This window comes from Pusillimonas caeni, assembly GCF_003545815.1.
Classification (GTDB): Bacteria; Pseudomonadota; Gammaproteobacteria; order Burkholderiales; family Burkholderiaceae_B; genus Pusillimonas; species Pusillimonas caeni.
Genome location: NZ_PDUW01000011.1, coordinates 34,296 through 60,350 on the forward strand (window position 1 = coordinate 34,296; position 26,055 = coordinate 60,350).

The 26,055-nt window shown below is 64.2% G+C and carries 24 protein-coding genes; 15 read left to right on the forward strand and 9 right to left on the reverse strand.

All coding sequences use genetic code 11. The features are described 5' to 3' along the window. Window position 1 precedes the first annotated feature (1 nt). Both CSC67_RS19100 and pip read left to right on the forward strand, forming a co-directional pair. Entirely contained in the window at window positions 2-1,519 is a 1,518-nt protein-coding gene (locus CSC67_RS19100; protein ID WP_118996058.1) for an ethanolamine ammonia-lyase reactivating factor EutA, read from the forward strand. Between the two features lie 48 nt (window positions 1,520-1,567). Then, on the forward strand, window positions 1,568-2,590 hold the full coding sequence (gene pip, locus CSC67_RS19105; protein WP_118996059.1) for a prolyl aminopeptidase: 1,023 nt from the start codon (window positions 1,568-1,570) through the stop codon (window positions 2,588-2,590). Here the strand turns inward: pip and CSC67_RS19110 are convergent. The 9 genes from CSC67_RS19110 to CSC67_RS19150 all read right to left on the reverse strand — a co-directional run bounded on the left by CSC67_RS19110 (window position 2,554) and on the right by CSC67_RS19150 (window position 10,721). After that, window positions 2,554-3,066, reverse strand: a complete 513-nt coding sequence (locus tag CSC67_RS19110) for a hypothetical protein (RefSeq protein WP_118996060.1) — start codon at window positions 3,064-3,066, stop codon at window positions 2,554-2,556. The two genes, pip and CSC67_RS19110, sit on opposite strands and share 37 nt — an antisense overlap. 44 nt (window positions 3,067-3,110) lie before the next feature. Then, window positions 3,111-4,313, reverse strand: a complete 1,203-nt coding sequence (locus tag CSC67_RS19115; protein ID WP_118996061.1) for a CobW family GTP-binding protein — start codon at window positions 4,311-4,313, stop codon at window positions 3,111-3,113. Between the two features lie 8 nt (window positions 4,314-4,321). After that, complete coding sequence (locus tag CSC67_RS19120; protein WP_209304354.1) at window positions 4,322-5,488, reverse strand: zinc-dependent alcohol dehydrogenase; 1,167 nt, start codon at window positions 5,486-5,488, stop codon at window positions 4,322-4,324. 32 nt (window positions 5,489-5,520) lie between these two features. After that, window positions 5,521-6,384: an HpcH/HpaI aldolase family protein gene (locus CSC67_RS19125; protein WP_118996062.1), complete on the reverse strand. Its 864-nt coding sequence runs from the start codon at window positions 6,382-6,384 to the stop codon at window positions 5,521-5,523. Window positions 6,385-6,408: 24 nt separating this feature from the next. Further along, window positions 6,409-7,467 carry an amidohydrolase family protein gene (locus CSC67_RS19130; RefSeq protein ID WP_118996063.1) on the reverse strand — a complete coding sequence of 353 codons (1,059 nt, stop codon included), beginning with the start codon at window positions 7,465-7,467 and terminating at the stop codon, window positions 6,409-6,411. After that, the gene (locus CSC67_RS19135; protein WP_118996064.1) at window positions 7,464-8,348 is read right to left on the reverse strand and encodes an alpha/beta hydrolase; all 885 of its coding nucleotides are present in this window, start codon (window positions 8,346-8,348) and stop codon (window positions 7,464-7,466) included. The genes CSC67_RS19130 and CSC67_RS19135 overlap by 4 nt, the downstream gene beginning before the upstream one ends. A gap of 37 nt (window positions 8,349-8,385) precedes the next feature. Then, entirely contained in the window at window positions 8,386-9,228 is an 843-nt protein-coding gene (locus CSC67_RS19140; protein ID WP_118996065.1) for a 3-methyl-2-oxobutanoate hydroxymethyltransferase, read from the reverse strand. Between the two features lie 87 nt (window positions 9,229-9,315). Beyond that, window positions 9,316-10,266, reverse strand: coding sequence for an ABC transporter substrate-binding protein (locus tag CSC67_RS19145; RefSeq protein WP_118996066.1), 951 nt, complete (start codon window positions 10,264-10,266; stop codon window positions 9,316-9,318). 107 nt (window positions 10,267-10,373) lie between these two features. After that, complete coding sequence (locus CSC67_RS19150; RefSeq protein WP_245220298.1) at window positions 10,374-10,721, reverse strand: hypothetical protein; 348 nt, start codon at window positions 10,719-10,721, stop codon at window positions 10,374-10,376. Window positions 10,722-10,875: 154 nt separating this feature from the next. Between CSC67_RS19150 and CSC67_RS19155 the strand changes: the two genes are divergently transcribed. From CSC67_RS19155 to CSC67_RS19215, 13 genes are all read left to right on the forward strand, one after another. Next, window positions 10,876-11,925 carry an ABC transporter substrate-binding protein gene (locus CSC67_RS19155; RefSeq protein WP_118996067.1) on the forward strand — a complete coding sequence of 350 codons (1,050 nt, stop codon included), beginning with the start codon at window positions 10,876-10,878 and terminating at the stop codon, window positions 11,923-11,925. A 76-nt stretch (window positions 11,926-12,001) separates the two neighbouring features. Beyond that, a complete protein-coding gene (locus tag CSC67_RS19160; protein WP_118996068.1) occupies window positions 12,002-12,832 on the forward strand; it encodes an IclR family transcriptional regulator in 831 nt (276 codons plus the stop codon). A 171-nt stretch (window positions 12,833-13,003) separates the two neighbouring features. Further along, a complete protein-coding gene (locus CSC67_RS19165) occupies window positions 13,004-13,993 on the forward strand; it encodes a substrate-binding domain-containing protein (RefSeq protein ID WP_118996123.1) in 990 nt (329 codons plus the stop codon). A 448-nt stretch (window positions 13,994-14,441) separates the two neighbouring features. After that, a complete protein-coding gene (locus tag CSC67_RS19170; protein ID WP_118996069.1) occupies window positions 14,442-16,316 on the forward strand; it encodes an ethanolamine ammonia-lyase reactivating factor EutA in 1,875 nt (624 codons plus the stop codon). 145 nt (window positions 16,317-16,461) lie between these two features. Beyond that, on the forward strand, window positions 16,462-17,139 hold the full coding sequence (locus tag CSC67_RS19175) for a class II aldolase/adducin family protein (protein WP_118996070.1): 678 nt from the start codon (window positions 16,462-16,464) through the stop codon (window positions 17,137-17,139). Between the two features lie 279 nt (window positions 17,140-17,418). Continuing rightward, window positions 17,419-19,164: an ABC transporter permease gene (locus CSC67_RS19180; protein ID WP_118996071.1), complete on the forward strand. Its 1,746-nt coding sequence runs from the start codon at window positions 17,419-17,421 to the stop codon at window positions 19,162-19,164. 37 nt (window positions 19,165-19,201) lie between these two features. Beyond that, entirely contained in the window at window positions 19,202-20,326 is a 1,125-nt protein-coding gene (locus tag CSC67_RS19185) for an ABC transporter ATP-binding protein (protein ID WP_118996072.1), read from the forward strand. A gap of 16 nt (window positions 20,327-20,342) precedes the next feature. Beyond that, window positions 20,343-21,398, forward strand: a complete 1,056-nt coding sequence (locus tag CSC67_RS19190) for an ABC transporter substrate-binding protein (RefSeq protein WP_118996073.1) — start codon at window positions 20,343-20,345, stop codon at window positions 21,396-21,398. Window positions 21,399-21,404: 6 nt separating this feature from the next. Then, window positions 21,405-22,694 (forward strand): aromatic ring-hydroxylating dioxygenase subunit alpha, encoded by a 1,290-nt coding sequence (locus tag CSC67_RS19195; protein ID WP_118996074.1) that lies wholly within the window; start codon window positions 21,405-21,407, stop codon window positions 22,692-22,694. Continuing rightward, window positions 22,691-23,500, forward strand: a complete 810-nt coding sequence (locus CSC67_RS19200; RefSeq protein ID WP_118996075.1) for an NAD(P)-dependent oxidoreductase — start codon at window positions 22,691-22,693, stop codon at window positions 23,498-23,500. Before CSC67_RS19195 ends, CSC67_RS19200 begins: the two co-directional genes overlap by 4 nt. 19 nt (window positions 23,501-23,519) lie before the next feature. After that, window positions 23,520-24,134, forward strand: coding sequence for a cupin domain-containing protein (locus CSC67_RS19205; RefSeq protein WP_245220299.1), 615 nt, complete (start codon window positions 23,520-23,522; stop codon window positions 24,132-24,134). A gap of 40 nt (window positions 24,135-24,174) precedes the next feature. Further along, window positions 24,175-24,789 (forward strand): cupin domain-containing protein, encoded by a 615-nt coding sequence (locus CSC67_RS19210; protein WP_118996076.1) that lies wholly within the window; start codon window positions 24,175-24,177, stop codon window positions 24,787-24,789. 75 nt (window positions 24,790-24,864) lie between these two features. After that, complete coding sequence (locus CSC67_RS19215) at window positions 24,865-25,980, forward strand: cupin domain-containing protein (protein ID WP_118996077.1); 1,116 nt, start codon at window positions 24,865-24,867, stop codon at window positions 25,978-25,980. Window positions 25,981-26,055 lie beyond the last annotated feature (75 nt).

The window sequence follows — 26,055 nt, forward strand, 5'->3', positions numbered from 1 at the left end:
AATGAGCGACAGTTCGGGCGGACGCATCTTCTTCAGCAATATGGGGCGCAGCCTCGAGGAGGAAGACGAGATCCGCCTCGTCAGCGTCGGGGTGGACATCGGCTCGTCGACGTCGCACCTGGTGTTCTCGCGCATCGTGCTCGAACGGCTGGACAACCGCTACATCGTGTCCGAGCGCGTGGTGCTGCACGAGTCCGAGGTGCTGCTTACCCCCTATGCTCAAGACCAGACCATCGACGCGGCGGCGCTGGGCGCTTTCATCGACCGCCAGTACGAGCTGGCCGGGGTCGAGCCGCGCAACATCGACACGGGGGCGCTCATCCTCACCGGCGTGGCGGTACGGCGCAGCAATGCCCGCGCCATCGGAGACCTCTTCGCCTCGCAGGCGGGCAAGTTCGTGTCGGTCAGCGCCGGCGACGGCCTGGAAACCACGCTTGCCGCCTATGGGTCGGGCGCCATGGCCCGCTCCATCCGCGACAATTCGCGCGTGATGAACATCGACATCGGCGGAGGCACGTCCAAGATCGCGGTGTGCGAGGCGGGCGAACTCATTGAAATGACGGCGATGGACGTGGGCGCGCGCAGTGTCTCCTTCGACGAGCAGGGGCGCGTGGCGCGCATCGAAGAGGCCGGCCGGCGCTTCGCGCATGAAGCGGGACTGAACCTGGAGCCGGGGCTGGCGCCCGACGAGGCGGGCCTGCAGCGCATGGTCGAGATCATGGCCGACCGCTTGATGGAGGCGGTGCAGCAGCCCAAGCTCAGTGAAAGCACGGCGGAACTGCTGCGCCTGGACCCGCTGCGCAACGCGCGCCCGCCCGACGCCATTACGTTCTCGGGCGGCGTGTCCGAATACATCTATGGCCGTCAGGCGGCCGGCTTCGGCGACCTGGGCGCGCGCCTGGCCCGGGCCATGCTAAAGCGCGTGGACGCTTGGGGACCGCGATTGCACCGGCCCGAACAGGGCATACGCGCAACGGTGGTGGGCGCATCGCAATACACCATACAGGTCAGCGGCAGCACGATCTACGTGGAACCCCTCGAAGCGCTGCCCCTGCGCAATGTGCCGGTGATCAATCCCGACCTGGACCTGGCGCCCGAAGAGCTGGACGCAAAGGGCATTGCCCGGGCGATCGCCGCGGCGCTGCGCCGGCTCGATCTGCATGAGGGCGACAGGCCGGTGGCCTTGTGCTACCGCTGGCGGGAGTCGGCGATGTATGGGCGCATGGACGCATTCTGCCGGGGGGTGAGCGAAGGCCTGTCGAATCATCTCGCCAAGGGCCGGCCCTTGATCCTGGTGGGCGAGGGGGACATCGGCGGGTTGATCGGAATGCATCTGAAGCAGGTGCTGGGCATGAAGAACACGATCGCCTCGATCGACGGGATTGCCTTGAAGGAGTTCGATTTCATCGATATCGGGAAGATGCTGGATACGTCGGGCGCGGTGCCGGTGGTGATCAAGTCGCTGGTGTTTCCTTCCAGTGCGGCGCTGGGGCGGGTCCTTGAAGCCGATTCAGTCTAGATCTGCGACGCATGTAATCAAGACGCCGCCCGCCCAGGCGGTGCAAGAATGAGCACGATCACCAGACGCCAAGCGCCAAACTCCGCCGTTCTATACAGCCGCAACCGCCCGGGCTTTGCACAGCTGCATCCTACGATCGAGCCCTATGACGCGGGCTGGTTGGAAGTGGGTGAGGGGCATCGCGTGTACTGGGAGGCCAGCGGCAATCCGCGAGGCGAAGCGGCTCTGCTGCTGCATGGCGGACCGGGAGGGGCAATCATGCCCCGCGACCGGCGCTTCTTCGATCCCGGCCGGTATCGCATCATCGCTTTCGATCAACGGGGCTGCGGCCGCTCTACACCTGCCGCCGAATTGCGCGCCAACACCACGGCGCACTTGATCGGCGACATGGAGCGCCTGCGCGTCCATCTGGGTGTGGAGCGCTGGCTGCTGTTCGGAGGGTCGTGGGGCGCGACGCTGGCGCTGGCTTATGCCCAGGCGCATACCGGACGTGTCAGCCGCCTGGTGCTGCGAGGCGTGTTCCTGGCCTGTTCGCGCGAGCTGCGCTGGCTGTACCAGGGCGGCGCGGCGCAATTCCATCCCGAGGCCTGGCAGCGTTTCGTGGGGCGGCTTCCCCAGCAAGGGCGGCGGGACGTGTCCGGCGCCTATGCCGCTGCCCTGGCCGGCCCGATGACGGAGGATACGGTTGCACTGGCCCGGGCCTGGTGCCATTGGGAGGACTCCCTGATGGCGGGGCCGGACTCCATGGCTTCGGAAGAATCGGCCGGCGATATCGGAACCTGGGCGACGGCGCGCATCGGCGCGCATTATCTGGCGCATGGCGCCTTTCTTCAGGAGGGGGCATTGCTGGCCGGCGCCGACCGGCTCGGTGGCCTGCAAGGCGCCATCGTCCAGGGCCGCTACGATCTCGTCACGCCGATGGCTTCTGCCTGGGCCCTGCACAAGGCATGGCCGGGCTCCGTCCTACGCGTGGTGGAAGGCGCGGGCCATGCCTCGGATGAGCCCGGCGTCGCGTGCGCGTTGCTGGAGTCGGTTCAGGCGCCCAGTTCGGTCAGCATGTCGGGCACGTAGCTTTCATCCGATGCGATGACCAGCATGTCGGATGCCGCGCGCAGGGCGCGCAGTTCGGCATGCTGGGCTTCGGTGACGATGGCGGCCGAGACGAGGATGCCCGTGGTGATGATGCCGCGCCGCTGGGCCACCTCCCGGATGCGCGGGGCCCACGACAGGTCGTCGCCGCTGCAGGCCACGATGAAAATCATTTCAGCGTCGTCCAGCGTGGGCGGTGTCTCGCCGCCCGGCGCGCCGGCGTCCGCCAGGCTGAGCGCCTGGACGTTCCTCCAGCGTTCGATCGGCAGTGCCGACACCAGGCGCGCGCCGCCGCTGTGCAGGCCCACCAGCTTGATATGGCGCGGCCGCGAGTTCGGCGCGTCGATGCGATTGCGCGTGTCGCTGTTGGCGCGGGCGTTGCTCAGGGGCTGCACCAGCGAATGGGGCGGCAGGTGATGATACTGGCGGGCTTGGCTGTACAGGGTGGTGAACGACATGGGGTCCTCGCGGTGGCAACGTATGGGACGTATGAGGGCGGGCGCTATGGGATGCCGTGAGCGCCGCCGGATTCGGCGGCGCAGGCTTCGAAGGCCTCGGGCAGGCCTTTTTCTTCGAGCTTGCGCCCGATGAAGACCAGGCGGCTGTAACGCTCTTCGCCGGGCCGCCAGAATCGCTGCCAGTCGCCCTCCATCAGCATGTGCACCGACTGGAACACCAGGCGCCGGTCGTCGCCCGCGACGTCGATGATGCCCTTGGCGCGCAGGATGTCGGCGCCCTGCTCGGCCACCAGCTCGCCCAGCCATTGGCTGATCCGCGTCTCGTCCATGGGGCGGTGCGAGGTGAGCGACAGGCTGGAGATGCCGCTTTGATGGATGTGGCCGGCTTCATGGGCGTGATCGTGGGGCTCGCCATGGTGGCCGTGGTCATGGCCATGCTCGTGGCCGCAGGCCTCATCGTGCTCGTGTCCGCGACGATCGTGATCCTCTTCGCATGCGTGTCCATGATGCACCGGGGCTTTGCGCCCGTCTTCATGCGCGTGCGCGTGCGGCGCCGGAGTTTCCCGGGCCAGCGTGCCGATGCGGCCGATGTCGAAACCGCCGCGGTTCAGGATGCGGTCCAGCGCGACGTTGGCGCGCTGGCTGCGATGTATGGGAGCCAGGGGGTTCAGTCCGCGCAGCAAGGACTCCAGGCCAGCCAGCTCCTGCGGAGCGGCGAGCTCGACCTTGTTGAGCACGATCTGGTCGGCGAAGGCGATCTGCCCGGCCGCATCCGCGCTGTGCTCGAGCTGGCGGCGTATATTGTGCGCGTCCACCACGGTGGTGATGGAGTCCAGGCGCGTGCGGGCCAGCAAGTCCTGGTCGACCAGAAAGGTCTGGGCCACCGGGCCGGGATCGGCCAGGCCGGTGGTTTCGATGATGATGGCGTCGAAACGTCCGGAGCGCGCAAGTCCGGGACGCGCGAGCAGGCCGTGCAGCGTGCGTATGAGGTCGCCGCGCACGGTGCAGCAGACGCAGCCGTTGTTCATTTCGAACAGCTCTTCGTCGGTGTCCACGACCAGTTCGTTGTCGATGCCGATCTCGCCGAACTCGTTCACGATGACGGCGTAGCGCCGGCCGTGGTCTTCGGACAGGATGCGGTTCAGCAGGGTGGTCTTGCCCGCGCCCAGATAGCCGGTCAGTATGGTGACCGGAAGGCGATCGTCCGGCGCGGGCGCCGGGTCCTGAGTGCGGAAAGCGTCTTGCATGGCGTCGCCTACATCCAGGGTATGAGAGAAACGTGCACCACGTCCTTGGCGCCTTCGCCGCCCACCGACTTGATGGCGTATTCGGTGTCGTCCAGGCCGAAGCGGTGAGTGGTGAGCAGTTCCAGCGGGAAGCGCTTTGACGCCAGCTGCTGCAGCGCCAGCTCGCAGGCGCGATAGCTGTGCCCGCGGGCGCTCTTGATGGTGATGTACTTGGTGGTGACCTTGCCGATGGGAAAGTTGGGGAAGTCGGCCATCTCGCCTTGTATCAGCAGTGTCCCGCCCTTGCGCTTGAGGGCTTCGACGCCCAGCAGGATGGCCATCGTGCCCGCGCCGGCGGTGCAGTCCAGGGCTACGTCCACGCCCTTGCCGCCGGTGATCTCCATGATGCGGGCCAGGGGATCTTCGGCCTGCACGTCGATGACGTAGTCGGCGCCCAGTTTCTTGGCCACTTCCAGGCGGGCCTTGTCCTTGGTGGTGCCGGTCACGATGATCAGCGATGCGCCGGCCTGCTTGCATGCGATGGTCTGCGACAGCCCCTGCTGGCCCGGCCCCTGTATCAGCACAGTGGAGTTGTAGCCCACCTGGCAGTCGAACAGCGCCCATTCGATGCCGTTGGCCATGGGGGTGACGAGGCCGGCCAGCTCGGGCGTGACGCCTTCGGGCACCTTGTGCACCACGGCGTTCCAGGGCAGGTACATGTACTGGGCGAAGCCCCCCCACAGATGGGGCGGCTTGTCGGACGTGGAATAGCCGTAGCGGATGCCGTCCGGGTTGGTGCGCCAGTCGGTCAGCTCGCAGTGGCGGTATTCGCCCTTGTGGCACCACTCGCACTTGCCGCAGGCCACATAGTGCTCGACGAAGACCAGATCGCCCTCCTTGAAGCCTTTCCGGGCGGTGAACTCCGGCCCCGCCTTGACGATGTAGCCGATGTTCTCGTGGCCCATGATGACCGGGCCGCCCGTCTTGAGCGGTTCCTTGAACATCTTGACATCGGTGCCGCAGATGCCCGCGACCTCGACTTTCATCAAGGCCCCGTCGACCGGGATGTCGGGCATGGGGAACTCCTGGAGCTCGATCTGGTTGGGACCGACCTTGACTGCTGCTTTCACTGTTTCCACATTGTTTCCTTCGAGTGTTTCTTCGTTTGGCGATGTTTGGGCGATGGATGAATTCATGGGTGTTCCGGAAGGTTTGTCGTGGCCGGCGGCTAGCCGCGGCCGGCCAGGGTGCGCGCCTGGTCCAGGTTGGCGAAGCTGCGCGGCGCGGCGCACATCAGAAAACGGTAGCCCTCGTCGATCACGCGCTGCGCGTTGGCCGGCGTGACGTGCGGATGGCCCACCACCACGTCGTGCTCGCGGCAGATCGACACCACCTGGGCCATGGCGTCCAGCACTTCCTTGTGCTCGGTCTGGCGGGGATAGCCGAGCTCCTGGCTGAGGTCGCCCTCGCCGATCAGCACCGCGCCGATGCCGGGCACATTCTTCAGCATGTCGGGCAGGTTCTGTATGCCGGCGGTGTCCTCGATCTGGATGATGACGAAGATCTCGCCCTGTCTGGCCAGCGGCCACACGTCGGCGCGCTCGTAGTATTCCTGCTGGGTGATGCCCCAATAGCGGGCCGCCTGCATGGGGCCGTCGCCGCGTATGCCGGCCGGTTCGTACAGCGGCTTGTCCTTCAGGCGCGGATAGCGGCAGGCGGCCACGGCGTTGTAGGCTTCTTCGACCGTGCTGACGTGGGGCCATACGATGCCGTAGCAGCCCAGGTCCAGGGCCTGCTTGGCCAGGAACTGGTTTTTCTCGATGCCGTTGGCGGGCACGCGGGCCAGCGGGGTGACGGCCGGCGCCACCGAGGCCGAGCGCGCAATCTGGCCGCGATTGAGCAGGAACTGCAGGCTGTTGCGCAGGGCGGCGATGTCCCAGCCGCGATGCTCGCCTTCGAACACCACGCTGTCGTAGCGAGAGGCCTGGAGCTCGACGGCGGTTTCGATTTCGCAGGGCGCGAACAGCGAGAAGGCGTGCCGGCCCGATTCTAGGGCGCGGATGATGCCGTTGAGGCGGGGAATGCTTTGCATGAAGAGTCCTGTGTGTGTCGAGACTTAATTCGCCATGGCCTCGCGGCCCGCGCGGCCGCGTTTTGTCAGCAGTGCGTCCAGGCGAGGATAGACGCGCCGGGCATTGCCTTCGAAGATCTTGTAGCGGCTTTCCTCGTCCAGGTTTTCGATCTGGTCGAGATAGCGCTTGGTGTCGTCGAAGGGATGGCCCGTCTCGGGGTCGATGCCCTTGACCGCGCCCAGCATTTCCGAAGCGAACAGAATGTTGTCCACCGGAACCACCTTGGTCAGCAGTTCGATGCCGGGCAGGTGGTACACACAGGTGTCGAAATACACGTTGTCCATCAGATGGTCGTGCAGGGGCGCATCCTTGAGCGCCAGGCACAGGCCGCGATAGCGGCCCCAGTGATAGGGAACGGCACCGCCGCCGTGCGGAATCACGAACTTGAGCGTGGGAAAGTCCTTGAAGAGGTCGCCCTGGATCAACTGCATGAAGGCCGCCGTATCGGCGTTGATGTAGTGCGCGCCCGTGTGGTGGAAGTTGGGATTGCAGCATGACGACACATGGATCATGGCGGGCACGTCCAGTTCGCACAGCTTTTCATACACCGGATACCAATACCGGTCGATCAGCGGCGGGTCGGTCCAGTAGCCGCCCGAAGGGTCCGGGTTGAGGTTGACGCCGACGAAGCCGAGCTGATTGACGATGCGTTCGAGCTCGGGCAGGCAGTTCCTGGGCGACACGCCGGGATACTGCGGCAACTGTCCCACGGGGGCGAAGTTGTCGGGCAGCAGGGTGCAGACGCGGTGGATCAGGTCGTTGGACAGGGTGGTCCATTCGACGCTGGTCGCCTCGGTGCCGATGTGATGGGCCATGCCGGCGGCGCGCGGCGAGAACACGGTCAGGTCGCTGCCGCGTTCGGCCTGCAGCTTGAGCTGCGGCGCCACGCTCTCGCGCAGCTGGTCGTCGGTGATGCCCAGGTCGGTGCTCGATGGCCGGCGCGCCGGGTCGGCCAGGGCGGCCAGGGCGGCCAGCTGCTTGTCGCGGAAAACCTGCAGGGCCTTGGGCTCGGTCGTATAGTGGCAGTGGATGTCGATGATCATGATGAGGCGGCTTCCAGGGGGTCGCGTTGGCCGGCGGCTTCGAGAAAGCGCAGCAGGCGCGCGCCGGTGTCTTCGGAGGTCTGCGCGTCGACCGGCACGTTCCAGATTTCGGCCTGGGGCAGGCATTCTTCCAGGTACCAGGCGGCCGAGGCGGCATGCGCGGCGTCGCGCCCCGGTACGACCAGCGCAGGCACGTCGAGCCGCAGCAGGTCTTCGGGCTCGGCGCCGGGCACGGTGTCGCGGTCTATCAGCGTGCGGCCCATCGACGCGACGATGAGCTTGTACTGATCGACGTCCTGGCGCGCGTATTGCTCGGCGAAATCGGGGTCGTTCAATATGACCGAGGCCCACGGTCCGCCGCGCGGATCGGCGCCAAAGGGCTTGCCCTCGGTCCGCACCAGTTCGACCACGCGCTGCAGCCCGTGCTCGTGCACGTAGGCCAGGTGGCGGGCGAAGCGCTCGTGGCCGCCGATGCGGTACTTGGCGCCGCCCACCGGCCAGTACAGAATCATGCCCAGCGTGCGCCGGGGGTGGGCCACGGCGAAGGCGGCGACCGGGCAGCAGCCCATGCAGCCGCCCATCAGAAAAGCCTTGTCTATGCCCAGATGATCGAGCAGCCCTGCGCCCTGGGCGACGTAGTCGGACCAGCCCACCCGTTCGACCCGTCCGCCCGAGCGGCCGGTTTCGCGCCGATCGAAAATAATGCAGCGGTAATGCTTGCTGAGATGGTCCAGCGGCCTGACCTTGGCGTAGATGCCCAGGGAAGACCATTGGTCCAGGGTGGCATTGAAGCCGCCCGGCGAGAACATGAGCAGCGGCGGACCCGATTGACCCACGACTTCGTAGCGGGTCTCGATTCCGTCGATGAGTGCGCTTGCCATGAACGAATTTCCTTATGCTGATGCCGACGCCATGGCGTTACGCCGCGGGCCTGGGCGCGGGTACGGCGCCCTTGATCTGGCGCGCCGCCCGCACGTCGGTCGAGTACTCGGTGATCGCATCGAGCACGATGCGGGCTACGTTGGCGTAGGTTTCGGCGGGCGAGTCGATGGAGCTCGCGGCATAGCCGATGGCCGCATTGACCATGCGCATGCGTCCGTCCAGCCAGGGTCCGCCGCCGAAGCCGCCGATGACGGGGATGGACACGGCCTTGGCGACGGCTTCGCCGGCCACCGGCCCCGAATTGGTGAAATCAAGCAGCGAGGCGCCCGCGGCCTCGAGCCGCTGCGCTTCCTCGACGAAGCGGGCGGTGAGCTCGGGCGGAATCTGTGCCCCCGGCTTGGCGGCATTGCTGTACTGCAAGCCGTATTGCAGCGCGGTTTGCGGCGTGATGCCGAACTGCGCGAAGACGGGTATGCCGGCGCGCGCGATGGCGGTCACCGCCTCGGGAAAATCATTGGCGCCGTCCAGCTTGACGATGTCGATGCCGCCTTCCTTGACCAGCCTTATGGCGGCCCTGACCGCGGCGTCCGCGCCCTCTTGCAGCGGCCCATAGGGAAAGTCGCAGCTGACCAGGGCCCGCTTGACCCCGCGCCGTACCGCCTTGCACACGACCAGCACTTCGTCCATGGTGATTTCAAGCGGATTGGGGTGGCCCCATAGATTGATGCCCACGGTGTCGCCCACCGAGACGATGTCGACGCCGGCGCGATCGACGATCTGCGCGATTTGATAGTCCCAGGCCACGACCCCGACGATTTTCTTGCCTTCGCGCTTCATTTGCTGAAGGGCCGGGATGGTGACGGAATCCTGTGTCTCCATGGGTGGTTCTGCCTCGTTATTGAATGGATGCTGGAGCCGGGAAACTCTTGCGTCCGGGCGGCTCCGTATCCCGGCTCGGTTCGCGCCTCAGGCGCTGCGGGTCGACGCCCGCACGGGGGCGAAGAGTTCGTCCGCGGTATAGGCCCGATCGATGATTCCTTGTTCGCGGGCGTAGCGGATGACGGTGTCCACCATGGCCCGATTGGGTTCCAGTCCATAGGGCAGCGGATCACCGCCCAGGGTCTGCATGACGCGCCGATAGGTCTGGTCGGCCTTGGTCGGCGCTTCGATTTCGCCCTTGGCCAGGCGCGCCAGATAAAGCTGCTTGGCCTGATCGAAAGCGTCGTAGACGGCCTGCGCCAGCCCGGGATGGGCCTGGAGCAGTTCGTCCTTGACCACGATGGTGTGGTTGATGGGATAGTGCCCTTGCCCGGCCAGCAGCCGGAAGCCGCGTTCGGCGGCATCGGGGATGAGGGGACGCAGGTCGGGATGGTCGGAGGCGATGCCGATGGCGGCGTCCAGTTCGCCCGCCTCCAGCATGGCCTCGAGTGTCCGGCCCTGGGGCATTGAGACCACATTGGCGCCCGGCCGGAACTCTTCCACGTGCTCGTCGCCGGACAATACCCAGGTGATGCGGCCGAGATCCACGCCGTATTCGTCCTGCATGATGCCGCGCGCCCATACGCCCGTGGTAACCGTATAGCCCCGGTTGACGCCCACTTTGCCGCCTTCGAGCTGGCGCGGGTCGGTGATGCCCGACTTGGCGTTGACCAGGATGGCGCCGTGATGGAAGGCGCGCACCACGAAGACGGGCAGGGCGGTGAAGCGCTTGCCGTGCGACTTGGCGCAGATGTAGGTGGTGAGCGCCATTTCGCTGACGTCGAACTCCAGGCCCCGCACCATGCGGCGGAAGGCCTTGATGATGGGGCTGACTTCTTCGAACTCCAGTTCGAAGCCGCGGGGCTGGACGGTGCCGTCCTTGAGCGCCTGGGTGTGTCCCAATGTCTGTATGGCGGTTGTCAGTTTATGGTTTGCCATGATGCCTCCGTAATGCCTGCTGGAATTCTAGGATGAAAATCGGACCAAGGCAACAAATTTGAAACGCAGTTCTCTATATCAGAACACACGGCCGCGATGGCGGACGGTCAGCAGCAGTCGCAGCCATACCCTTCCGGAACAATCAGCGCGGGCTTCATCCAGTGAAACGGCAGATCGTCTTCGCCGACCTCGTGCAGAGGCTTGAATACCTTGAACTGATGGCGGTCGGCCGGGCTGGTCCAGAAGACCACCACGGTCTCGAGCGGCGGACAGCCGGGCGAGGCGCAGGCCACCTCGGTCACCAGCAGCGGCGTGTCTTCGTCCAGTTCGAAGCGTTCGCGGGTCATGGCCTTGACGCGTTCCATGGATGCGAGATGGGAAGCTTCGCGCCGGAAGGATCCCATTCTTCCGGCGCCCGAAAAGGCCCGGAAGGGAGAGTGCGTCGAACCGTTCATCGGACTTCCCCGGGTGACTGAATATTTTCCATTATACAGAACGACGTTTCATTTTAATTGCCCTTGCCGAAATATGTCCGTACAATGAATCGCACAAGAGGCATGCATTGCATGCGGCAAAACGAGACGAGACCCCGAGCTGAATGGAGGAAGCATGAACAACAGGTGGACAGTCTGGATGCTGGCGCTGGCAACGGCCTTATGCATCTATGCGCCGGGCGGGAAGGCCCAGGAGGCATCTCCCAACGAGGCGATCTACCAGTATCAGGGCCCGGACCGCGAACAGAAGCTGATCGAGGCCGCGCGCAAGGAAGGCTCGCTCACTCTCTACACTTCGCTGGCCACATCGGAGTCCCGCCCGCTGGCCCAGGCCTTCGAGGACAAGTACGGCATCAAGGTGACGCTATGGCGTTCCACCAGCGACAAGGTGGTGCAGCGCGCCGTCACCGAGGCGCGGGGCGGGCGGCACGCCGTCGACGTGGTGGAGACCAACGGTCCCGAGATGGAGATGCTGGCGCGTGAAAAACTGCTGGCCCACTTCGAAAGCCCCCATATCGCCGACCTGCCGGCGTCCGCGCGGCCGGCGCACGGCCTTTGGGTGACCGACCGGCTGAATTTCTTCGTGGTGGCGTACAACACCAATCTGGTCAAGAAAGACGAATTGCCCGAGCAGTACGAAGGCTTTCTCGATCCGAAATGGCAGGGCAAGATAGGCCTGGAGGCCACCGACGTCGAGTGGATGGCCACCCTCATCAAAGAGCGCGGGCGCGACAAGGGCGAAGACTTCTTCCGCAAGCTGGCCGCCATGAGGCCGGACGTGCGCAAGGGCCACATGCTGCTGTCCGAAATGGTGGGGGCGGGCGAGGTGCCGGTGGCCCTCACCGTCTACAACTCCGAAATCGAGTCCATCTCCCGCCGCGGCGGGCCGGTGGCCTGGAAGCCGGTCCAGCCCGTGGTGGGCCGCCCGCAGGGCATAGGCGTGATGCGCAATGCGCCCAATCCGCACGCCGCGCTGCTGTTCGCGGACTTCGTCCTGTCGCGCGAAGGCCAGGAGTTCTTCCATTCGATGGGGCGCATCCCGGCCAGCGAAAGCGTCAAGACCGACCTCAAGGCGTTTCCCTACATCATGGTCGATCCGGCCACGGTGCTGGACGAGCACGACGAGTGGTACGGATTGTGGAACGAACTGTTCCTGACCCGTTGACGGTATGGACGGAGGCAGCGGCGGCAATGACTTTACGCTACACTGCTGTTCTGTATAACAGAAAAGGACGGTGTTTATGGAACAGGGTGCCAAAGTTTTGAAAGCCGCCAAGAAGCCGGCCAAACCCAAGACGCGACTGTCGTCGGTGGCCAATGCGATACGCATCATCAAGGTCTTTTCCGACGAAGAATACGAGATCGGCATCAGCGATCTGGGCAAGCGCCTGTCGCTGCCGAAAAGCACGGTCCATCGCCTGGCCAGCACGCTGGTCGATGCGGGCATGCTGGAGCAGAATGCCGAGAACGGCAAATACAGGCTCGGCCTGACCATCTTCGAACTGGGCTCGCTGGTGCGGCGCAAAATGGATTTCTCCAACGAAGCCAAGCCCTATCTGATGGAACTGCGCGAGAAAACCGGCGAAACCGTATTGCTCAGCGTGCTGGAGCACAGCAGCATGCTGGTGATCAACAGTCTGGAGAGCAAATACTCTGTGCGCATGACGGTCGACGTGGGCGTGCGCCGCCATGCCTGCTACACGGCGGGCGGCAAGGCCTTGCTGGCCTTCCAGCCGGTCGAGGTCATCGACGAGATCATCGCCGAGGGCTGGGAAGCCGAAACCGACAACACCATCACCGATCCCGCCGCCTTTCGCCAAGAGCTGGCCGGCATCCGCAGTTCCGGCTATGCCCTGGACGACGAAGAAGGCGAGATCGGCCTGCGCAGCATTGCCGTGCCCATCCGCGACCATGGCGGCAACGTGGTGGCGGCGGTCAGCGTGGTGGGGCCTTCGCAGCGCCTGACCAAGCGCATACTGGCCTCGTATGTGTCGGACGTGGTGTCGGCCGGCGAGGCGATTTCGCTGCGTCTGGGCTACCAGCCCTTGCGCAACGCGCGACGCCGGGCCTGACCGGCGCCCAAGGTCGCAACCAGCCGCCAAGCCGAGCTTGGCGGCTATTTTTGAAGCAACACAAATTTACAGAACACTATTCAACATATCGGAACAGCAGGCGGACAACCGCCCTGTTTCTTTCAACGAGGAATGGTCCCGGCCGAAGCCGGGCGGAGGAAAGGAGACGAAGTGGCCAAGCTGAGAATGACATTTGCCTGCTGGAACTACGACCGCACGCGCGCGCTGATGGACGATAGCGTACGGCCCGACGGCATCGAGCTCAATTATCTGAACCTGTCGGTGGAAGAGACCTTCTTCCGCATGCTCAGGCATCGGGAGTTCGACGCGGCCGAGATGTCCCTGTCCTCGTACACGATGTCCCTGTTCCGGGACAGCCCCTTCATCGCCATACCGGTGTTCCCCTCGCGCTTTTTCCGCCATTCCTGCATCTATGTCAACGCGAACAGCGGCATCAAGGAGCCGAAGGACCTGATCGGAAAGCGGGTGGGCTGTCCCGAATACCAGATGACGGCCCCGGCCTGGATACGCGGCATACTTGCCGACGAATACGGCGTGCCGGTCGATAGCGTCACCTATTGCACCGGCGGCGAAGAAGAGCCCAACAGGCCCGAGAAGCTGAAGCTGGATCTGCCGTCCAACATCCGCGTCGAGCCGATCGGCCCGGACAAGACCCTGTCGTCCATGCTGGCCAGCGGCGAGATCGATGCGCTGTACACGGCCCGCATGCCTTCGAGCTACCGGAACGCGGGCGGCAAGGTCAAGCGCCTGTTCGAAGACTACGTGCCCCTGGAGCAGGATTATTTCAAGCGCACCGGCATTTTCCCCATCATGCATACGGTGGTGATACGCCGTGATGTCTATGAGCGCGACCGCTGGGTGGCGCAATCGTTGTACAAGGCGTTGTGCGAGGCCCAGCGCATCACCTACGAGGACCTGTACCAGACCGCCGCGCTCAAGGCCATGCTGCCCTGGACGGCCGCGCACGTCGAGCAGGCCCGCCGCGACATGGGCGACGATTTCTGGCCCTACGGTTTCGCGCGCAACGAGCACACGCTTTCCACTTTCCTGCGTTACTCGCACGAGCAGGGCCTGTCCAAGCGCCGCCTAGACCCCCACGACCTCTTCGCCCCTGAAACTCTGGAGGAGTTCCGGGTTTGAGCTAAGCAAACCCGAAACCGACAGGTTTGGGTTTGAGCTAAGCGAAGCGACTGTCAAATCCGAAACCGACTGGGTTGGGTTTGAGCCGGGGGTTAGTTGGGTTCTTGAGCCGGGCGAGGGGCGGAGGGTCTTTTGCAGTCCACATCATGCGGCCCTTCGGGCTTCCCGAATTTCTCTTGCCTGGTCGGGCGGCGGCAGAACTCGACCTCAGCGCTTCGCGCTTCGGGATTCGGACAGGCTGTCGCCGAAAGCCCCCGACCAGGCAAGAGAAATTCGGCGCATGCTGGATGGACTGCAAAAGACCCTCCGCCCCTTGCCCTGAAGGTTGCCTTCAATTGGTCGACCGGGTCTGCATCAACCAACCACGGTATCAATTCAAATCGAGCGTATTCAAGAACACCTCAAGTCGAACACCAAAAGAGGTACTGGAAGTAAAAGGAAGAGAGAAATGATTGAAGACAAGAAACCCGACGACAAGAATCCGCCCGCGAAAGGGGGGCACAGCCTGGACGACCACCGGCTGGGCGACCTCTATTACGACCATGTGCACCTGCCCGGCGAGGAGTCGGACCACGATCACGACGATTTCGAATCGCTGGGGCCGCTCGAGGACAATCCCATCTGGCAGCAGGACCACGTCACCCTGGTCAGCGTCGGCATCGACATCGGTTCCTCCGGAACCCAGGTGGTGTTCTCGCGCATCAACCTGCGCCGCCTTGGCGAGGATCTTTCCAGCCGTTATTTCGTGGTCGACCGCGAAACACTGTATCAATCGCCCGTGGCGCTGACCCCCTACCAGAGCGAGACCCGCATCGACGAGTCGGCGCTGGGCGGCATCATCGACGAGGCCTACCAGGCGGCCAGGCTGCATCCCGACGACATCGATACCGGCGCGGTCATCCTCACCGGCGAAGCCCTGCGGCGCGAGAACGCGCAAGCCATTTCCGACGTGATCGCCGATCGGGGCGGGGAATTCGTCTGCGCCACGGCGGGCCATCACATGGAATCCATGCTGGCGGCCTACGGCTCGGGCGCGGCGCGGGCCTCCCATGACCTGGGCAAGCGCATCCTGAACGTCGACATCGGCGGCGGCACGACCAAGCTGGCCGTGGTCGAAAAGGGCAAGGTGCTGGGCACGGCGGCCATCCACATCGGCGGCCGCCTGCAGGTGGTCGACGAGCAGGGCCGCATCGTCCGGCTGGATCCGGCCGGACGCCACCTGGCAAGCGAGGCGGGGTTCTCCTGGAGGCTGGGCGACCGCGTCAGTCGCGACGACATGAAGAAGCTGGCCGACTGGATGGCGGACGCCCTCGTGACCGCCGTCGGCCGACGCCCGCTGCCGCCCGAGATCGATCTTCTGTACCTGACCGACCCCCTGCCGGACTTCGGTCCGATAGAGGGCGTGATGTTCTCCGGGGGCGTCTCCGAGTACATCTACGAGCACGAAGAACGCGACTTCGGCGACATGGGCAAGCTGCTGGGCACGGCGCTGCGCCGCCGGCTGGACGAAGGGCGCCTGCCCTGGTCGCGCCTGCCCGAGGGCGAATGCATACGCGCCACGGCGCTGGGGGCGTCCGAATATTCGGTACAGCTCAGCGGCAACACGACCTACATCTCCAGCCCGGGCCGCTTGCTGCCGCGGCGCAATGTGCAGGTGCTGCTGCCCGCGTACGACTGTTCCGGCGAGATCGTTCCGGACGACCTGGCGCAGGCCATACGCGAGCACTTTACCCAGTTCGACCTGGTCGAGGGCGAGAACGAGGTGGCGCTGGCCTTCCGCTGGAGCGGCCCGCCTTCTTACACGCGCATCCGCGCCTTCGCCGACGGCGTCATCCAGGGCATGAACTCGACGCTGGCCCAGGAGAAACCGCTCTATCTCATTCTGGACGGCGACCTGGCGCACACGCTGGGCGCCCTGCTGCGCGAAGAACTGGAGCTCAAGAGCGACGTGCTGGTGATCGACGGCGTGATTCTGTGGGACTTCGATTACATCGATCTGGGCCGCATCCGCATGCCTTCGCAAACCGTGCCCGTCACGGTCAAGTCGCTGGTCTTCAGCCAGGACCCGCGCACGCCCGCCGGCAATGTGCGCACCGACCTCAAGTACCGCCCGCACGCCCACGAGCACGGCAGCCGGCCGCACGCGCATCATCATCATGGGCACGCGCACGACCATGATCACGGCCACGATCATGCGCATGCGGACAGGCAGGATCATGGCCACGCCCACAGCCACGAGCATGATCATGAACACAGCCATGCCCACGGCCGTGAGGGCGGCGGCGGACATGAGGATCGCCGGAGCGAGGACCGGAACGCATGAGATGTCCGGCCGGCGCAACGGTCGGCGCCACGCAGGCCGCAGACCGGTTTCCGGCTGGGTGAGACAAGAAACGCGCCGAGCGGGCGCCAGCCGGCGCGGCGCATCCAAGACACGCATCAGCGGCGCATCGCCGCAAGGAGGCCGAGTGGAGACAGATACCGCCAAGCTCAAGCAGATGCTGGTCGATGCCATCACGATGATGGAACGGGCCGGCATCATCGACTTCAATGGGCACTTCAGCGCCAGGCTGCCGGGCGATCGCATGCTGATCAATTCGGGCAGGTCGGTGCGCAGCGCGCTGACGGTGGACGACATCGTCACCATCGACCTGGACGGCAATCTCATCGAGGGCGATGCCGTGCCGCCCATGGAGTTCCACATCCACGCGCAGACCTACCGGCGCCGGCCGGACGTCAACGCGGTGGTGCATACCCATCCTTATTGGTCCACCCTGTTCAGCATGGCGGGCCAGCCGGTGCTGCCCGTCATCATGCAGGCCGCGGTGCTCGGACCGATTCCGGTTTTTCCCAAGACGGCTTCCATCAATACGCGGCCATTGGGGGAGGAACTGGCCGAGTGCCTGGGCGACAACCGGGTGGTGATGCTCAAGTCCCACGGCGCGGTGGCGGCCGGCGGCGATATTGTCGAGACTTTCGTTCTAGGGGTTTACCTTGAGGAAACCGCCCAGAAACAGTACATGGCGTCCCGGTTGGGAACGGTGACGGTCCTCGATGCGGAACAGGTGGACACCATTTCACGCAACCTGTGGAAGCCCCACCTGCTGCGCAAGGTCTGGGACTATCACTACGGAAAACGGGGCTGAGCGGCGTTTTTCCTTGTCCCCCAATGTTGCCCGGCCTGATATTCAGAGTGCTGAGTATATTGCGTGGAGCCCCATTTCATGCGGTTTTTAAGAAGATTTTAAGTTTCTTCTTACAGCTTGGGCACGGGTCATTTTTTATTGACACCGCCTTAAAGCGTTGGTAAATTAGCCCAGGTCTACTATACAGACCGACGATCCGTATAGCAGAACATAAATCATTCAATCAGAAACTGAGGCCGGATACAGGGCATCCGAGCTCTTCAGCAAGGAGACGCAGCAATGGAAGTAGTCGCCAAAGGACACGTGCGACCGGAAGCCAAGCCTCCCCTATGGCGGCGCTTGGACTTGAAATGGATCATCATCGGGGTCTGTGTGATAGGGGTCGCCTATCTGGCTCTCATGCCCTTGTTTTTTCTGCTGTGGCAAAGCTTCTACACGCCTCAGACGGCGACGGCGCCGGCGGAATTCACATTGGCCAACTACGCCGACGCCTACACCAGCGTCGAAACGCTGCGCCTGCTGGGCAATTCGATATGGTTCGCCACGGGCACCGCGGCGCTGGCCTTCGTGGTGGGCACCGGCCTGGCGTGGATGAACGAGCGCACCAACACGCCGTTCAAGTCCCTGTTCTTCGCGCTGTCCATCATCCCGCTGATCATTCCCGGCATTCTTTTCACCGTGTCGTGGATTCTGCTGGGCAGTCCCAAGATAGGCATCTTCAACCTGTTGCTGCAGAACTGGTTCGACACCGACTACGTGTTCATCAACGTCTACTCGATGTGGGGCATGATCTGGGTCGAAGGCCTGCATTATTCGCCCATGGCCTTCCTGATCATGACGGCGGCGTTCCGCTCCATGGATCCCTCGCTCGAGGAATCGGCGTTGATGAGCGGCGCGAGCGTGCGCCAGATTGCCTGGCGCATCACCTTGAAGCTGACCTGGCCGGCCATTTTCGCCACCATACTCATCCTCTTCGTGCGCGCCATCGAGTCGTTCGAGGTGCCGGCGCTGCTGGGGCTGCCGGTGGGCATCCAGGTGTTCACGTCGTCCATCTACCAGGCGATCCACCAGTATCCCAGCAAAGTGGGCCTGGCCTCGTCGTATGCGGTCACCCTGCTGCTCATCACCACGGTCGGCGTCTACCTGCAGTCGCGCCTGTCCAGCCGGGGCAACAAATACTCGACCGTCACGGGCAAGGGCTATCGCCCGCGCGCCATGGACCTGGGCAAATGGCGCTATCTCACCGCCGCGATCTTCATCGTGTACTTTTTTCTGATCGTGGTGCTGCCCTTCCTGGTGCTGGTGTGGTCCTCGATGCAGAAGTTCTACAGCGTGCCGTCGATGGAAGCCGTGAAGAACCTCACCTTCGACGCCTATCGCTTCATGCTCGACTATCCGACCCTGTGGGACTCGGTCTGGAACAGCCTGGTGCTGGCCCTGGGCAGCGCGACCATCATCATGCTGGCCACTTCGGTGATCTGCTGGATCGTGGTCAAGACCAAGCTGCCCGGCCGCTGGCTGCTGGACAACATGGCCTCGCTGCCCATGGTGTTTCCGGGCCTGGTGCTGGGCCTGGCCATCATGGTGTTCTACCTGAACTTCGACATCGGCATCTACGGCACGATGTGGATCATGTTCATCGCCTACGTGACGCGCTTCCTGCCCTACGGCCTGCGCTACAACACCACGTCCATGCTGCAGATCCACAAGGAGCTCGAAGAATCCTCCGCCATGAGCGGCGCATCGTGGGGCACAACGTTCTGGCGCATCATCCTGCCGCTGCTCAAGCCGGGCCTGATGGCGGGCTGGATCTACATCGTCATCGTGTCCATACGCGAGCTGTCCACCTCCATCCTGCTGTACAGCCCCGGCACCGAGGTCATCTCGATCATGATCTGGGAGCTGTGGGAGAACGGCCAGTATGTCGAGCTCTCCGCCCTGGGCGTCATGTTCATCATCGCCCTCTTCCTGCTGGTCATGACGGCTCAGCTCCTGGGCAAGCGCTTCGGCGTCAAAGAATCCTGATCAAAACCGAGAAACGAATTCCAGTTGGAGACAAATCATGTTGAGCGTGCAAAACCTGTACACCGAATACCCCAATGAAAAGGGCGAGACCGTCAAGGCCGCGCAGGACATCTGCTTCGAGGTTCCCGAAGGCAAGCTGTTCACGCTGCTGGGCCCCAGCGGCTGCGGCAAGACCACGACGCTGCGTTCCATCGCGGGACTCGAGCGTCCCAAGTCCGGCCTGATCTCGGTCAACGGCACCACGGTGTACTCCTCGGCCAACAATGTGTTCATCGCGCCCAACCGCCGCAACTTCGGCATGGTGTTCCAGTCATACGCGATCTGGCCGCACATGAACGTGTTCCAGAATGCCGCGTTTCCGCTCGAGGTGGGCACGAAGCGCTTCAGCAAAAAGGAAATCCAGGACAAGGTCATGCGCGTGCTCACGGCCGTGGGCCTGGACCAGTTCGCCGACCGCGAGGCCACCAAGATGTCGGGCGGCCAGCAGCAAAGGCTGGCGCTGGCTCGCGCGCTCGTCATGGAGCCCAAGCTCCTGCTGCTGGACGAGCCTCTCTCCAACCTCGACGCCAAGCTGCGCGAGCGCATGCGCTTCGAACTCAAGCGCATGCAGCGCGAACTGGGCCTGACCACCATCTACGTGACCCATGATCAAAGCGAGGCGCTTGCGCTGTCCCACGAGATTGCGGTGATGTCCACCGGACGCATTGCGCAGATCGGCACACCCCGCGACATCTACGAGCGTCCCCGCAACAAGTTCGTGGCCGATTTCGTCGGGCTGACGAACTTCCTCGAGGCGACGGTCGAAGGGCCCGACGAAGGCGAGAACAGCTATCGCGTCTCGACCGGCATCGGCCAGCTGAAGACGACCGCCTACGACTCCTTCAACAAGGGCGATGCCGCCGTGATCTCGGTGCGTCCGGAGGACATCCGGGTGCACGAGCATCAGCGGCCCGAGGGCGCCAATGTGTTCGAGGGCACGGTGGCCTTCAAGGTCTTCCTGGGCGAGTACCTGGACCTGCAGATCAAGGTGGGCAACCGCGAAGTGCTGGCGCGCGCCCACCCTTCGATCAAGGCGCCCGTCGGCGACAAGGTATACCTCAGCCTCGATCCCGCCAAATGCATCTGCATCGCCGACGATCCCAAGCTGAAGAAGGCTGCCTGAACGGGACGCACGGACGATGAACACGCTTTCCTTCTTCTTGCGCGGCCTGCTTCTCGCACTGGGGATCTCCTGTGCGGCGGGGGCGGCTGCACAGTCGCCCCTGCAATACCAGGGGCCCGACCGCGGGCAGCGCCTGCAGGAAGGCGCACGGGAGGAGGGCAAGCTGATGCTGTATACCTCGATGGCCGAGAAAGACGTCCAGGATCTGGTCGGGGCCTTCGAGAAGCGCTACGGCATCAAGGTGGAAGTATGGCGCTCGGGCAAGAACAAGGTGCTGCAGCGGGCGCTGGCCGAGGCCGGCGCCGGGCGGAACGTGGTCGACGTGGTGCAGAATCCCGCTCCCGAAATGGAGGCCCTGCACCGCGAGAAGCTGCTGCAGCCGGTGTCCTCGCCCTTGCACGCGCAGCTCATCGAGCAGGCGCTTCCCGAGCATGGTGAATGGGCCGGCATGCGCACCTATGTGTTCGTGCAGGCCTTCAATCCGCAACGGGTATCGCGCGACGAGCTGCCGGCTTCTTATGAAGACCTGCTCGATCCGCGCTGGAAGGGAAGGCTGGGCATCGAGGCCAAGAACCAGGAATGGTTCATGACCCTGATGCAGCAGATGGGCGAGAAGAAAGGCCTGGATTACTTCCAGAGGCTGGTGGCGACGAACGGCGTTTCGCTGCGCACCGGCCATTCGCTGCTGGCCAATATGGTGGTGGCGGGCGAAGTGCCCTTGGCCATCACCATGTACAGCTATCTGGTCGAGCAGAAGAAGGCCGAGGGCGCGCCGATCGACTACGTGGCGCTTGCGCCCACCATCGCCTATACCGACGGCATCGGCATAGCCCGCAAGGCGCCGCACCCCCATGCGGCCATGCTGTTCTACGAATTCATGCTGAGCGAGGGACAGCAAATGGTGGCCAGGGACCACCAGATCACGACACATCGGCGCGACCTGCCCAAGCTGGACGCCTTCTCCCCCGTGTACATCGATCCGGCCAAGGTGCTGGATACCTATGATGAATGGCGCAAGCGGTATGACGATGTGCTCAATGGTCGGCCGATCGCCGACGCGCCGTCGAAGTGAGCCGATATGAAAGCTGAACAGAACGAACTGCTGACGCGCACGGGGCCGGGCACGGCGATGGGTGAACTGTTTCGCCGCTACTGGCTACCGGCGCTGCTGTCCGAGGAGCTTCCCGAGCCGGACTGTGCGCCGGTGCGGGTGCAGTTGCTGTCCGAGCGCCTGCTGGCGTTTCGCGACAGCAGCGGGCGCCTGGGCCTGGTGGACGAGTTCTGCGCGCACCGTGGCGTGTCGCTCTGGTTCGGGCGCAACGAAGAGGACGGCCTGCGCTGCCCGTACCATGGGTGGAAGTACGACGTGACGGGCCAATGCGTGGACGTGCCTTCGGAGCCGGTTGAAAACGGCTATGCCGCGCGCATCAAGCTCAAGTCCTATCCGCTGATCGAGCGCGGCGGCGTGCTGTGGACCTATATGGGCCCGCCCGAACTGCAGCCCGAACCGCCCATGTACGAGTGGGCCACCGTGCCGGACGGCCATCGCCATGTCTCCAAGCGCCGGCAGGAGTGCAACTATCTGCAGGCCATGGAAGGAGGCCTGGATTCCTTCCACTCCACCTTTCTGCACCGCATGTCGGTGGGCGACGATCCGCTGCTCAAGCGCGATGCGCGCAGCGCCGGGTATCTCAAGGCCGACCCGCACCCGGTCTTCGTGCCGCGCGAATCGCCCGGCGGGCTGTACATCGCCACCCGCCGCAGGAACGGCGACGAGAGCTACTACTGGCGCGTGACGCAGTGGCTGATGCCCTGCTTCAACCTGTTCCCGCCCTACGAGGGCAACCCCTACGGCGCCCACGCCTGGGTGCCCATCGACGACGAGCACTCCTACACCTTCAGCATCGACTACCACCCCGACAGGCGGCTGACGAGCGATGAGCTCGAGGCCATGGAAGCGGGCCGGGGCATTCATTGCCGCACCATCCCGGGCACTTTCATCCCGGTGGCCAACAAGGGCAACGACTATCTCATCGACCGCCAGGCCCAGAAACAGCGCCGCACCTTTTGCGGCGTGATGGGCGTGGCCGAGCAGGACGCCGCGGTGCAGGAAAGCATGGGCCCCATCGAGGACCGCACGCGCGAGAATCTGGTGGGCACGGACAAGGGCATCATCATGACGCGCCAGCGGCTGATGCGCGCGGCCAAGGCCGTGGGGCAGGGGCAGCCGCCGCCGGGCATCGATCATGCCGCGCAGCGGGTCCGGGCCTTCTCGGCCGTCCTGCCGCGCGGCGCCGCGCTGGAGACGGCGCCCGAAATGCAGGTTTCCGTCAATCTGCGCGTACAACCCGAAGAGGATCACGCATGACCAAGGTCGGCCTTATCGGCGCGGGGCGCATGGGCATGCCCATCGTGGGGCATCTGTTGCGCGCGGGCTACTGCACGCTGGTCGGCGAGCGCAATCCGGCGGCGGTCGAGCGTGTCACGCAAATGGGCGCCCAGTGTGTGGACACGCCCGCCCTGGCGGCGGCGTCCGACGTCATTCTGCTATGCGTGGGCTACGACGCCGAAGTGCGCGCCCTGCTGGAGGGCGCCGAGGGCATTCTGGACAATGCCCGCCCCGAAACCATCGTGGCGGTGCTCAGCACCGTCCATCCCAGGACAGTGCGCGAACTGGCGGCTCTGGCTTCGCCCCGGCGCATCCACGTGGTCGATTCCACGGTGTGCCGCGGCGGCCGCGCCGCGGACGAGGGCACCTTGCTGTCCTTCGTGGGCGGCGACACGGCGGTGGTCGAGCGGCTGCGGCCGGTGTTGTCGGCCTATTCGTCCGACGTGGTGCATAGCGGCGGGGTCGGCACGGCCCAGGTGTCCAAGGCCGTCAACAACCTCATATTGTGGGCCTGCCTGGTGGCCAACCACGAGGGCATGGCGCTGGCGGATCGCTACGGCGTCGACACCGAGGCGCTGCGCGAAGCGCTGATGATGAGCAGCGCCGTGAACGGCGCCCTGGGAAACTGGGGCAAGCAGTCCATGGCGTGGGCGCAGGACGACATGAACATCGTGGCCGAAATGGCCGACGACTGCGGCATCTCGCTGCCCCAATCCGGCCTCGTGCGCGAAATCTGCCGCACGCTCAAGCCGCGACGCTATCGGATAGACCAGTACGGAACCTGACAAGCAACGGAGGCAAGGAATGAAAACAGAAGCATCGACGACCGGCGTGGCGACCGACGGGGAAACCCTGGGCGAGAAACCCGCGCGCGAAGATCTTTACCACAGCAACAAGAACCGCGTGTTCGTGCGGGCGATAGCGGGCCCCTACAACCTGAAGGACGAACTGACCCGCTTGCGGGCCATGCCGCGCGTGCGCAAGGGCAAGGAGATCCATTTCGTGGACGGCCCCCAGGCATACAGCCGCCACTACATCGAACCCAAGGACGGCATCACGCAGACCTTCCATCTGCATCTGGAGGAATACGGCCCGGGCGGAAAGTCGCAAAAGCACGGCCACGTGAACGAGGCGGCGTTCTACATCCTGGACGGGGTGGGCTACGAGATCCACGACGGCATCCGCTACGACTGGAAGGCGGGCGACGTGGCCATCGTGCACAACAACTGCGTGCATCAGCATTTCAACGCCGACCCCGAGAAGCCGGCCCGGGCCCTGGTCATCAAGACCAAGCCCATGTACCTGTTCATGAACATGCTGTTCCAGTACCAGGTCGAGCCCCGGGCCGGCAAGCCGGCGCCCGGCGGCGAGGGCTTCGAGCCGAGGCATCTTGAAGACAACTACAACCACGCGGAGTGATCCGCGCGATCCGATCAACGAAACACAAGGAGCAAAGCACATGGCATGGGGAGAATCGAAGGCGTGGTTGGCCGGAGCGCTGAACCAGGGACTTTATCAAGAGCTGCTGGAGGACGCGGCGCAGCTTCCATCGCTGCAGTCCAAGCGCAAGAAGGTGGTGCATCCGGAGGAGATGCCCTGGGAGATGTCGCGCCAGGGGCTGCTCAAGCACTTGCTGAACGAGAAGATGAACACGCGCATGGAGTCGGTGGACGCGTACATGCAGTTGATTCCGCCGGGCAGCCGCTCGGGCAAGCACCGGCACCTGGCCGAGGAGTGCCTGTACGTGCTGGAAGGGCGCGGCTACGACCTGCACCAGGATTGCGACGTGGAGATCACCGATACGTACCACTGGAAGGCGCAGGATGAGGTCAAGCGCTACGAGTGGGAAGCCGGGGACGTGATCTACATTCCGCCCAACACGATCCACCAGCACTTCAATGCGGACCCGGACCGTCCGGTGCGGCTGATTTCGGCGATCAACCGGATCTACGAGAAGTTCGGTCTGAACGATCTGGAGCAGCTCGAGGATGCGCCCGAGTACGAGCCGGGGCTGGTGCTGACGGCCGAGCTGGTCGAGCAGTACATGAAGAAGAAAACCACCCAGACCGCGTAGGACGCGGTGGGCCGGGCGGCCGTACAAGCAGGCGCGCCCGGCAACGATCAATCATCACCTAAGCAGGAGTTTTGCATGACCAAGAACGCTCTAGTAACTGAAGAGCTGGCGAGCAAGTTCGCTACAGAAAAAGAAACACCCTATACGCGTTGGGTCGCCAACGAGGGCCTGGACATCATCAGCGCCCATTACATTCCCGATCTGCATACGGTCGACCTGAAGCCCTGGGCGCGCCGTGGCGGCAAAGGCGTATACATCAACCATGAAGCGTCGCGCACGTCCAACGACTGCTACGTCTGCGAGATTCCGCCCGGCAAGCAGCTCGAGCCCCAGCGCCAGCTGTTCGAGGAAATGATCTATGTGCTGGACGGCCGCGGTTCGACCACGGTCTGGAACGACGCCGGCAAGCGCATCACGTTCGAGTGGCAGGCGGGTTCGCTCTTTGCCATTCCGCTCAACGCCTTCTGCCAGCATTTCAATGGCTCGGGCAAGGATGCCGCCCGCTTCGTCGCCGTCACCAACGGCCCGGGCATCATCAATCTGTACGAGGACATCGATTTCATCTTCGGCACCCAGTACGACTTCAAGAACCGCTTCTCGGGCGAGCCGGACTACTTCGACAACAAGGGCGAGCAGAAGGGCCTGCTGCTCGAAACCAACTTCGTGGCGGACGCGATCAACCTGCCGCTCATCCACGCCAAAGAGCGCGGCGCCGGCGGCGGACACATCCGTTTCAACATGGCCAAGGGCTCGATGAACAGCCATATATCCCAGTTTCCCGTGGGCACCTACAAGAAGGCGCACTGCCATGGCCCCGGCGCGCACGTCATCATGATGTCGGGCACCGGCTACAGTCTGATGTGGCAGGAAGGCGAAGAGCCGCGCCGATACGATTGGGGCAAGGGCACTATGATCGTGCCGCCCAATATGTGGTACCACCAGCACTTCAATACCGGCTCGGAACCGGCCCGCTATCTGGCGTTCAAGCACGAGGTGGTGTCGATCCGCAATGCGCAGGGCGTGCCCAAGGCGTGGATCAGCAAGCGCCTGGGCGGCGACCAGATCGACTACGCCGACGAAAGCCCGGTGGTGCGCACCATGTTCAAGGACGCCTTGGCCGAGATCGGGCTGGAGCCCCGCATGGAATCCGTATACGAAGCAGAATTGGCCGACTTGCCTGAAAAGGTCTGAGCCGGCTTGGCGCGTCCGCGCAAAAAGAACCACCGATATTTTCGGTTCTTTTTTTTGCGCGAACTTAAATGGACC